We start from the raw sequence: 10573 nt of genomic DNA, 5'->3' as shown, positions 1-10573 counted from the left end.
TCGGCCGAAGCGACCGCTCATGATCGCGTGAAATACGTGCTCACGATCGCCTGAAATGGCTGCTCACAATCAGCGAAATGCGCAGTCCCGCCACAACTGTTGGAGTTCCGACTCAGAGAGGAGGCCAAACGGGACCAAGCGCAGCGCCCTGGCGGTGATGGTCCACCTTAGGCTCTCGGTGATGAAGTGAGGACGGCAGTATCCACCCCGGCTCACCATCCGGTGGCACCCTTCGCAACGGCAAACGATGTCGCCGGTCATTTCACCTGCCCTCCGTTGGTCAGCGCGTCTATGAGTTCCCGTGCCCCCGGCTGTCTCGCTGCTCTCGACCTCTGGTTTTCAACAATGGCTCCAAGCGTGTCCCGCTGCCTGGCTTTGACAAGGGGCTGTAGCTCCGGGTTCTCCTGGATGAGGACCTTCTTCGCCGCCTCCCGGTAGGCCTGAACCTTCTTCCCAAGCACGTTTAGCCGGGTGCCCTGCACATCGCTGTCGCCATCGGGGAGGTCCTGGTAGGCCTCCGACTGGATGATGTCCTTAAGCACCTCCTTGAGGCTCGGTGCCCCATTAGGCAGATGCCCCGAGAGTTCCTGGAGACGCTGATAGGCGTTCTTGCCAGTCGTGAGCGTGATGTCGCGGAGGTCCAAGCCTTCGAACTTTGCAGATGGCTTGCCGATGCCGGTGTCCGTCTGGAGCATGATGCGATTGTGCTCGGCCTCCACGATGTCATTGTCCTGGGAGTCCGTGAGGCCCACATGGCGCTCAATCGGGTCACCCCAGACATCCATGGAAAGCGGGAGACCCTCAGAGAGCCCAGGGACACCCCGGATGGCATTGTCCACGAAGGTCCGCGCCTCACGGAGGTACGGGTCGGGATTGGCACCGCGCATTAGGGAGGACATGGGGAGCATGGAGCCCGCCGTCCGCCCCAGGAACTTGGGAAGCTTGTTCTCCGGGTCGAGCGCCGCGTCCATCGTGTTGTTGAGGTTGAGGAGGAACGTCTTCTCGCCCAGGTTCTTTGCGACCGCGATGGCAACCGCAAGGATGAGGTCCGAACGGTCCTGGTCGGGGTTCTTCCTCTGGAGGGCCACGATGTCGGCCACTATGCCCATGGCGGTGGCAGCGGGGTCGAACCTTCCGAGCTGGAAGTATTGCCGCTTGCCGTCTGCCCCCATCCAGGTGACCGAATAGGGCTTCCATCCGGTCGAGATAAGCTCCTGCTTGAGCTTGTAGTCGGAGGGTCCCGAGCCTGTGAACTGGTCGTTTGCCGCAAGGTGAGCCGCGAGACCCAGGAACATCGACCCCATGGCCATCTGTCCGATAGCGTGGGCCTGCGCCTCCGCTCCCACCGACCCCATGAGGGCGTCCCGGAACTCCTTCTGGAGGACATTCAGGCCCGGTGACAGCTTGATGCCGTACCGGATGACGTTCACGGGGGTCTTCACGAAGGGCAGCACGATGGCGAGGATTGGTGCCGTCTTCCTGGCGTTCTGCATGGCCCGCCCGATGCTCCCCCCGAAGGTGACCTCGTAGTTGAGGTCCTGCTGGAAGGTGGTCATCTGGGCTTCCCGCACCGCATTGGCATCGAGCGCCCTGCCGGTAGCCGGATCGATGGCCTTGTCCAGGGCCTTCTGCACATAGTCTTTGAAGTCCTGCCCGGTGAGACCAACGTCCATGGCATCGGTGGCAGCTTTGGACTGCACCACGGCACGATAGCGGAGCGTCTTGAAGAACTCATCGGCTCCGCCCAGTGCCCGCGTAGGCAGGCCCACGATGGTCCTGTAGTTGGCCGACTGCCAGGCGTTGTGCGCCACATCCCAGATGCTGTTCCAGGGCTTCCACTGTAGCGGTTGCGTCTGGAGGCCCGTCATGGAGCCGTCGAAGAACTCGGTGTTCTGCGGATTGAGGATGGAGTCGCCCCGCCTGAAGGCTTCGACCGCATCGGACCAGCCGTCTGCCAAGGAGGCGATGGTGTAGTGGTACTCCCGCAGGCCCTGCCTAGAGAGCGAGGACAGCTCCGCCCTCTTCCCCGCATCCTTGGTGACGAGACGGAGGGCCGCGGACCCAAAGGTCTTCTCGAAGGGTCGTGCAGCCAGCATGAAGGCGTTGGTCGTCATGTTGACCACATGGGTTGGCCACATCCAGAGGAGGCCGTTGGTCAGGTGCCAGGTAGCCTCGTTCATGACGCGCTTGTCCCACCTCTCGTTGAGGATCATGGCGACCTTCTTGGGGTCTCCACCGGCCTTGCGCATGACCATGACGACCTTGTTGGGGTCCATGCCTTTGAGCCGCGCGATGTCGGCGGGCCTGAAGCGGAACTGGGAGCGAGCGAAGCGAAGGGTGCGCCCCGAGTTGGCGAGCATTGAGTTGGCTGAGGCCATGGTGTCGAAGGCGACCCCGAGCCGCGCCATGAACTCCTGGGACGCGGTGGCCACGTCGCCGCCGAACTCCTGGAGGTTGCCGTTGGAAATCTTGGTGGCCAGGTCGTCCGCGTCGATGAACATTCGGTTGCCGAGGCGGAGCGCGGCCTCCATGCGGGGAGCCATGAGCTTGGCCTGCTCTCCGGCCTCCGCGAACTGCCCGATGATGAGTGCCGGGTCCTCGTTGAACTGGGCTCCAAGTTCGTTGGCCAGGGACTTCACGCGGGCATCCGTCACGACGTTGCCGCCCTTTGCAACATTGAAACGGTCCTCCAGGACCTGAGCAGAGCGCTGTAGGAGCGACTCCACGTTGCCTGGGGTATGCAGCTTCTGCCACGGCAGAGGGACCTTCTTGCCCAAATCGTGACCGGCCTCCTGGGCCTTGAAGCGGGAGCCGTAGGTCTTGATCGCCTGGGCGTCCGCAGCGCTCTCCTTGAGGATGGCTTGGAGGTCAGCGTCCGGTATCTCCTCGGTGGAGACGATCTTAGTGGCTACCTTCTCGGTCGGGAGGACGGGGTGGCCAGTCTTAGGGTCGATGGTTGACCTGGTGCCGGTCTGCTCGATGGTCCCATCAGCTCGGCCTGCCGCTTCCGATGGAGTTCCCCCATCTGTCGGCTTCGCCTGAGGTTGGGCAAGGTCGGGGACTCCAGGAGAGCCTGAGGCGGGCACATCGACTGGGGTGTCCTTTCCGATTGGCTGGTTGCCTGGCCCGAAGTCCTGGCCGAACTCGTTGGCGTTGGCCTGGCGAGCCTTCTCCAGGTTGGCGATCTCCTTCGCCGCAGCCGCCTTGTCCCCATTGCGGAGGAACTTGATGACCTTGACGGCACCCACCAGGGCGAGGTCCGCGCCGATGGACTCCAAGGCATTCTTGAAGCGGCCCTCAGCGGCGGTGTCATCCGGGTCTGCCGCCAGGTAGTTGGTGACGGGGTTCTGGAGGTCAGGGAACTCCTCGACCAGGTTCGACAGGCGGTCCTCGTGGGGGTCCAGGACGGTGTAACCGGCGAGCGCACCCTTGGCCATCTCGTAGCCGGTCTTCAGGACGGCGCTGCCCTTGGTGAAAGCCTTGACGGGGGCCAGGAGCTTGCCTGCCCCGATGAGACCCACGGAGAGCTGGCCGATGCCTGAGGACAGGCTGTAGCCGATGCTTCTCTCGGCCGCCGCCCGGTCCTGGGCCTCAATGCTCTTGCGGAAGCCAGACTTGTCGGCCTCCTGCGGTTCACCAACCAGGAAGTCCTTGGTCTCGAAGACGGCCTTTGTGGCACCCCTGGCAGCGGCGTCGATGGTCCTGGTGATCGGATCATGGTGGCCTGTGCGGGCCTCCACAGCCTGGAGGACTGCCTCGTCGGAGGTTGTTCCTGCCGTCCGTGCAGTCAGCTTGGCATCGGCGGCTGCAAAGGCTGCATCCAGCTTGGCCTGCTCGTCGTCCGGGGCCGTGAGGCCGGTCTGGGTGGTAGATACGGTTGTGCTGTCCACGTTCGGTGGCTCCTTGCGTTTGAATTGTTACGGAGGCGCGAGGCCTGGCCTGTCGGCTTACGATTTGAGGGCGAAGTGGGGACGATCCTTGAAGCCCTTCCACTCGGCCCCGATGTCGAGCACGACGCCCATCTCTTTGGCCGCCTGCTTCATTGCCTTGACTATGAGGGCCTGCCGCCTGGGGTCAAACACGACAGCGCCGTCTTCATCCAGAGGCCAGAGGTCCAGGGCGCTGCCATCGAGGTGGTCGCTGTCTTCGGTCTTCGACCAGCCCCACTTCACGGCCTTGGCCTGGAGCGCTGCATCCCGCCTGCCTGAGCCGACAACGAAGCCGGTGCCAGAGACGAGGGTCTTCGCCCGCCTCACCACATCAGCCAGCTTGGGGTCTACGGACGTGAGGTTCTTCTCCTCGTTGCCAACTGGGTCAGGGTTCCACTCCATGAACTGCTGCCTCTGGTTGGTGAGCCCGAGGGAGTCCTTTTCCGGTATCTTGGAGTAGGCATGGGGGACCTCCCCGCCGAGAGCCTCAGCGACACCGGCAGACGGGTCCAGGGACGCCACCTGGACGCCCTTCCCGCTCTTCACCTGGCCCAGGACATCCCGGAGTCCCGCCGCATTGACGCCCGTGCGCTGGCCCTTGTAGGCACCCTTGCCCGAAGCGTTCGGCAGCGAGGCCCACTCCTTGGAGAGACCTGACATGAACGCCTCGTCGGACATCTCGCCGGCCTGCCACTGGGACAGACCACGGCGCTCCAGGAGGACCATCGCAAGACGGTCCTGCATGTCCTCGTCGAAGAGTTCGTCACCACCCAGGCCCAGCTCTCGGCGGAGACCACGGAGGGTCTTCCTGATGATCTGGTAGCGGCCTGACGCTGAGGAGTCATGCTTGTTGTCAGGGTGGGACAGCATCCTGGTCTGCATCTGGTCGATCTCATCCAGGGTCATGCCAGTGAGGTTGGTATCGCCCCCGGTGAATGCCCCGTAGCCCAGAGTCTCATTGTAGCCGTCCCCCTTGTCGGTGCCCTCAGTGCGCCCGATGAGGTGGAGGAGAGGTCCGACGGGAGTATTGCCTGCCGAGGAAGATCCATCCGCGAGCATTGGAGGCGCCTTGAGGAGGTTGGTCAGCCTGTTGCGTGTCTCCTCGGGGATGGTCCCGCGGTCGTCTGGGGAAGTCCCCTGGAGGAGGGCCTCGGGTGGTGTGGCAAGTGCGGCCTTGTGGGCTTCACTGGGCTTAAACATCCCGCCGATGTCCGGAAGGTAGTGACCGTCCTCGATTGCCCCGATGACCCCCTTGTCCTGCTTGGAGTAGAAGGCATCCTGGCTTTCGTGGAGCGACTTCGCGTAGGCATCAGCATCAGCCGGGTTGTCGAAGATGCCGAGGTGCTTGCCAGTCCGACCATACTGTTCCTTCGCCTCCTGGTCTGAGAGGATGCGAGAGCCGTCGTCCGCCACCGTGGGGATGAGGACTTCCTGGCCCTTGTCGTTCTCGAAGGACATGGAGCGAACCGTGCTGATTGAGCCATCGGCGTTCTTGACCACCGGACGCTTGGTTAGGTTCGATGTTCCCAGGCTCGATCAGCCCGGTGACAGGGCCTGTAGGTCCGGCTGCTGGCGGAGGCGTGTCGTCACCCCCGAAGAGGCTCTTCAAAGTCCCCCATAGGCCTTCGTCTGGATGACCCTCGGGAACGGCTGCTGGTGCTGCTGGCGTCGGTGCTCCTTCGTCTATTAGGAACTGCGCTGCATCGGTCTCGGAGATGTTGTGCTTCTTGGCCAGCTCTGTGATCTTAGCCTGCATTGCTGGGGAGACCCCTGGAACTGGCACGGCTGTGGCCTGGACCGGAGCGACTTCGGGTGTCGCTGCTCCCTGAGATGCCGGCACTGGGGCTGCTCCCAACGGGACAACTGGTTTGGAGGGTGCATCGGGATCGTCATACTTGGCCTTGCTGCCAAAGGCGGTGCCCGCCGGGGTAATCCTCTGGAGAATGCCTTGGCCTATCTCGTTGGCAGCCTTCTCCCGTGCCATCCCGTTGTCCTTCAGGTCCGGGTTGTTGATCTCCCACTGGAGGAGCTGAGTCCGGTAGTCGTAGAGCGCCGCCGCGCCCTCATCGGTTATGCCCCGAGTACCTTCGAAGATGTTGGTGAACTCACCGACGCCAGCCGCATTGGTGATGCGCTTCACGGTGTCCTTGTAGGTTGGGCTGTCGAAGGTTCCGCCAGGCTTGTTGGCGTTCTTCAGCTTCTCCACCCGGTCCATCATCTTGGTGTAGGTCTCAGGCTCTTTAATGACCCCGGACTGCCGCATCTGGTTGACGTACTCGACGCCACGGCCACCATCGATCTGGGAGTAGACCTCCAGGATTGCGTCCGGGTTCTCCGGTGCCCCATCCGAGATGAGGGCCTTACGCCAGCCGGTGAGCTTGGTGCGGAACTCCGGGTCCCTGCGAGTCAGCTCCTTGATGGTCTCCTCGGGGATTACGTAGTTTGGGTCGTCATGTATCTTCTTCAGCTCACCGGCAGCCAGGACGTTGTGGTGCTCCTTGTCGGCCTTCTCCTCCGCAGCCGCCTTGGTAGTTGCCATGGAGGCCTGACCGGATTGGATACGGGCGATGGTGGCGTCCCTCTTCTCCCGGACCTTGAGGTCGTAGGACATCGGGTGTTCCTGGCCTGGCAGCGTCTTCTCCAGGAGCCCCAGGACATCCTCGTTTCCCGCCTCTTCGGCCTGGAGAAGGATGGCATCCACGAAGAACGGGTCGTAGTCCGCCGCTAGGTTCCGCTTCAGGGCTTCATCGCGCTCGGCCAGCATGGTGGTCCAGAGGCCGTCATAGTCGACTTTGCCCGTCGCCCGCCCATCCGCCTCGGCTCGCTCGATGTGGTCAGTGAGTGAGGCTCCGGCAGTTGACAAAGCGCCGCCCTTGACGGCTGCCGTCCTGTCGGTGGTGAACTGGGTGAAGGCCTCGTTGTGGAGTGCCTCGATGTGCGGGTTGAGACCGGCCAAGACATCTGGGTCAGTCTCCCCGGCGACATTCTCCTTGAGGAATGACCCCACGAAATCCTGGAAGGCTTTGGGGTCGCCCGCGTTGCGGCCATCCCAGGTCTGATACTTGAGGGCGAACTGGTCTCGAAGCTTCCGACCCTCAACGTCGCCCTGGGTCTTCTTGTACCAGGTCATGTAGGCGGGCGACTCCGGGGGAGGGATCAGTCCGCGCTTGGTGCCCTCATCGAACCCGGTGGTGTTGCCCACGTAGGCGTCATGGATGGCCCGCTGCTTGTCGGCCTCGTCGGTCTTGACCTTACGCTTGGCCATGAAGGAGCCCAGGCCGGAGTCAAGAGCCGCTAGGCCCTCGGCCAATTGGTTCAGACTTGAGGGTGCGGCCTGGGCTGGACGCTCATAGGTGTCAACTGGAGCAGAGACGGCTTGAATTTGGGAGGGCGCGGAGACTGGTCGCACTGGAGTACGGGCCATGGCGGGCTTGGTCCTTTCGGGGTGGGGTGAGAACGGGAGTCCAGACGCGCGGCGGCATCCTCCAAGTCATGGCGACAAGGAGGTCTGGCAAGCGTGGGGACGGGCCGGATGGTGGTGGTGAAGAGCGGCGCGGGCGCTATGCTCTCATCAAGTAGAAGGCCATTGAGCGCGGCTCATTAAGATCAATGCTTTAGACGGTTTCTGGTGCGCTTTGCTCGGATCGGTCTGGCGTAGATCGGATGGTGAGTCCGTTCGGGATCGGCGGCGTTTATCTGCCCGATGCAATCCTCGTAGGAGGTCGGAATGGGCAGTATGACGAGCGCCTGATGCTGGACATTGGACATAGCTTGGAGGGGAACCTGCCAGCCGGCGAAAGGCCGAAACCGCACTCCATTCCCCGGTTGGTCACGGCGGACCTTGAGGACCCCTGAGAGGTAGTGCTCGCCGCAGCATTCCCGGTACGCCAGAGGCCTATCACATCCCCGGTCTCGACATGAAGCCGGCAATGGGTGGGACGCCACCTTCGCGTCGAAGTCCGCCTTGGCCTTGATGGCGGCTGCCTTCTGTGCGGCGGCTTCGGCGTCTGCTCTACGAGATGCGGCCTCCTCTCCCTCATGCCACCGGTGCGGGGTGTAGGCAGGGGTCGGCCTGGGCGTGTCTGGACGAGTTAGGACATCGACGGCAGGAACCTCGGTGGTTTCGCCGGTGGTGAAATTCCTCTTGCGTACAAACGCTGGCTGCACATCACTCCTCTCCGTCATCGCTGCTCCTTGGGGTCGTTACGCTATGCTATCTATCAAGTAAGTGCCTTATTGAGCGCGGCTAAGGCAAATCAATACCTTAGTCGGTATCTGCTCTCGCACCATCTACTGAGCCTTGGAAAATATGAACTGGAGTTGGTTGACCAGTCCTCTCCCTTTCGGGGTCAGGAAAAAGACCTTCTTTCTGTGATTGTCCGTGTTCTCCGCCGTCGCGACCAGCCCGAGACCTGGAGTACCCTCGCGGTATCCATAGGACAGGTATCGTAGGTGCTGGCTGATAGTCGTGGGCGAGACACCAATTCTGACTCCCAGGTCTTCAAGGGTTAGCGGGTCGGTCGTGTCGTGGCGGTCCTGACCCCAGAGGGCCGCTCCAAGAAAAGCTAAGGTTACGCCGATGGGCATGTCTTTCGCGACGGTCTTCATGTGCTTGTTGGCCTCAAAGTACGCTCGGATTACAGGATCATTCATCATCGCATTTACTCCGGAACTGACTGTGAATTGGGAGGAGGAGGCCTACTGCCTCCCCCGCCGTGCGGCCTCCGGGATGCGGGCTTATGGAGCCATATCCGCTGCGTCCTGCCGGACATCATGCACATGCTGGACCCAAGCGGTTATGTCCTTGCCGGCGCGACGGTCCTTCAGAAACTCAAGGCCTTCAAAGGGCTGGAGGTCGTCAAGTGCGTATGCAATGGCCGCTCCATCGTCCTCCAGCTTTTTCAGGTCCAGCGCGATGGCCGTAACGGATCGTCCATCTTGGATGTCGGAGAGTAGGAAAAGACTCCGCAGGTTTCCCACGTACGTTGCGATGGTGAGGTAGCCTGGTAGGCAGCGCCCGTAGTTCGGCGGGTTGGCGGCTTCGAACGCCAGTCCTCTGGCTTCCACATGGGCAATGGCTTCCTCCCGTGCTGCCCCCTCGGGGACGTAGGCGAAGATGGTGGAGCCGGGGAAGCGGTTAAGCTCGTATAGGAGGCCCTTCTGGTAATGGTTGAGCCCGTCCACAGGGCCGATCCCATCCGGTGCGACGCTCAAGGCGCTGACCGGGTTGTCCACGATCCTTGCGCCCGTGATGAGGTTTGTGTCGATGAATGCCGTTCTAGCGGTGGCCGATGTAGAGGACATGCGCGTCTCCTTGTTGGGGTGCGCCTTGTAGTAACCTCATAATCATTCATCAAGCAACAGCCAAATTAATGTGCAGATGCGCAGTGTCAGTACTCGATTATTAATCGAATATATGGGCCACCGACCAAATATATTAAGCGGCCCTAAGGATGCGGAAGACACTAGCCCTCCCGATCCCCAGCTCTTGGGCGATACCGTCCGCAGTCTTGCCCTCGGCCTTCAGCCTGATGACCTCGGTCGCCTTGCTACGGGCGGTAGGAGCCCTACCCTTGTATTTCCCCGCTGCCTTGGCTTTTGCGATCCCCTCACGCTGCCGCTCTAGCATCAGTTCCCGTTCGAACTCCGCAATGGAGCCCAGTAGGTTCACCATGAGCTTTCCCGTTGAGGTTCCGGTGTCCAGGTTCATCGAGAGGATGCGGAGGGCCACACCCTTGGCTTGGAGCTTCGCGGTGATCCCCACGAGGTCGGCCACTGAGCGGGCCAGCCGGTCGAGCTTGGTCACTACGAGGGTGTCGCCCTCTCGCACGTAGTCCAGGGCCCTCTCAAGCTCCGGTCGCTTGGTGGCCACGGAGGACAGCTCCTCGCGGAACACCTTCGCGCACCCCGCTCCGGTGAGGTCCCTGAGCTGGGCCTCAAGCCCTGCCTTCTGGTTGGTGGTGGAGGTGCGGGCGTAGCCGACGAGATGCCCGTTCAGTGTGGCGGTAGATGTGGTGTGCTCCGGTGCTTGCATGGCGGCTCCCCTTCGGATCATTAGACCCTTTGAGGATGTGATCCATCCGTATCAAAAAGTCAATCCATATTCGTGTGAGACTCCAAATCGCCCTTTCTGGCTGACTCACTGGGGCAAGCCCTATTGATACCGCAGGGTTTCCGCCGAAGCCCCCGCAAGTTTCTCGCGGATAGTATCATTATCTCTTTGACTTCAATGATACAGCTGCTATTGTGGCTTGTCTCGATCACATCAATCAACCTGAAGGAAACCACCATGTACGACTACACCAGCCAGACCCCGTTCCAGGTCAAGTTCAACGACGCCGAGTACCGCTTTGTCGTGGACAATCTTCGGGCCGACGAGATAGGCGACGAGTTCGAAACTGACTGGCAAACGCGGCATGTGACGGGCGTACAGTTCTGGCTTGACACAGTAGCTGAGCAGAAAGGCCTCCCCTGCCGTTGGCATGTCACCGCCTAACGCTTCGCAGCACCGCCGCTATGAAAGCCCCAGTGTCGCCGCTGGGGCTTTTTGCTGTGGGTATAGGCCGAGGCGCTGGAGGTGGAGGCCGCTAGGCCGAGGCGCTGGAGGTGGAGGCCGCTAGGCCGAGGCGCTGGAGGTGGAGGCC

7 protein-coding genes are annotated in these 10573 nt (G+C 61.9%); 1 reads left to right on the top strand and 6 read right to left on the bottom strand.

The window, feature by feature from the left end:
• Positions 1–257 precede the first annotated feature (257 nt).
• From NKJ55_RS34580 to NKJ55_RS34555, 6 genes are all read right to left on the bottom strand, one after another.
• Positions 258–3890, bottom strand: coding sequence for a hypothetical protein (locus NKJ55_RS34580; protein WP_352453807.1), 3633 nt, complete (start codon positions 3888–3890; stop codon positions 258–260).
• A gap of 57 nt (positions 3891–3947) precedes the next feature.
• Entirely contained in the window at positions 3948–4988 is a 1041-nt protein-coding gene (locus NKJ55_RS35750; protein WP_502904546.1) for a M15 family metallopeptidase, read from the bottom strand.
• Positions 4989–5244: 256 nt separating this feature from the next.
• Complete coding sequence (locus NKJ55_RS34570) at positions 5245–7194, bottom strand: hypothetical protein (RefSeq protein ID WP_352453806.1); 1950 nt, start codon at positions 7192–7194, stop codon at positions 5245–5247.
• Positions 7195–8219: 1025 nt separating this feature from the next.
• On the bottom strand, positions 8220–8585 hold the full coding sequence (locus NKJ55_RS34565) for a hypothetical protein (protein ID WP_352453805.1): 366 nt from the start codon (positions 8583–8585) through the stop codon (positions 8220–8222).
• 81 nt (positions 8586–8666) lie between these two features.
• Entirely contained in the window at positions 8667–9233 is a 567-nt protein-coding gene (locus NKJ55_RS34560) for a hypothetical protein (protein ID WP_352453804.1), read from the bottom strand.
• Between the two features lie 133 nt (positions 9234–9366).
• Entirely contained in the window at positions 9367–9963 is a 597-nt protein-coding gene (locus tag NKJ55_RS34555; RefSeq protein WP_352453803.1) for a recombinase family protein, read from the bottom strand.
• Positions 9964–10218: 255 nt separating this feature from the next.
• Between NKJ55_RS34555 and NKJ55_RS34550 the strand changes: the two genes are divergently transcribed.
• The gene (locus NKJ55_RS34550; protein ID WP_352453802.1) at positions 10219–10425 is read left to right on the top strand and encodes a hypothetical protein; all 207 of its coding nucleotides are present in this window, start codon (positions 10219–10221) and stop codon (positions 10423–10425) included.
• The last annotated feature ends 148 nt before the right edge of the window (positions 10426–10573 follow it).

Source organism: Mesorhizobium sp. M0106 (assembly GCF_040322715.1).
Classification (GTDB): domain Bacteria; phylum Pseudomonadota; class Alphaproteobacteria; order Rhizobiales; family Rhizobiaceae; genus Mesorhizobium.
This window is presented reverse-complemented; position numbering and strand designations above follow the sequence as displayed.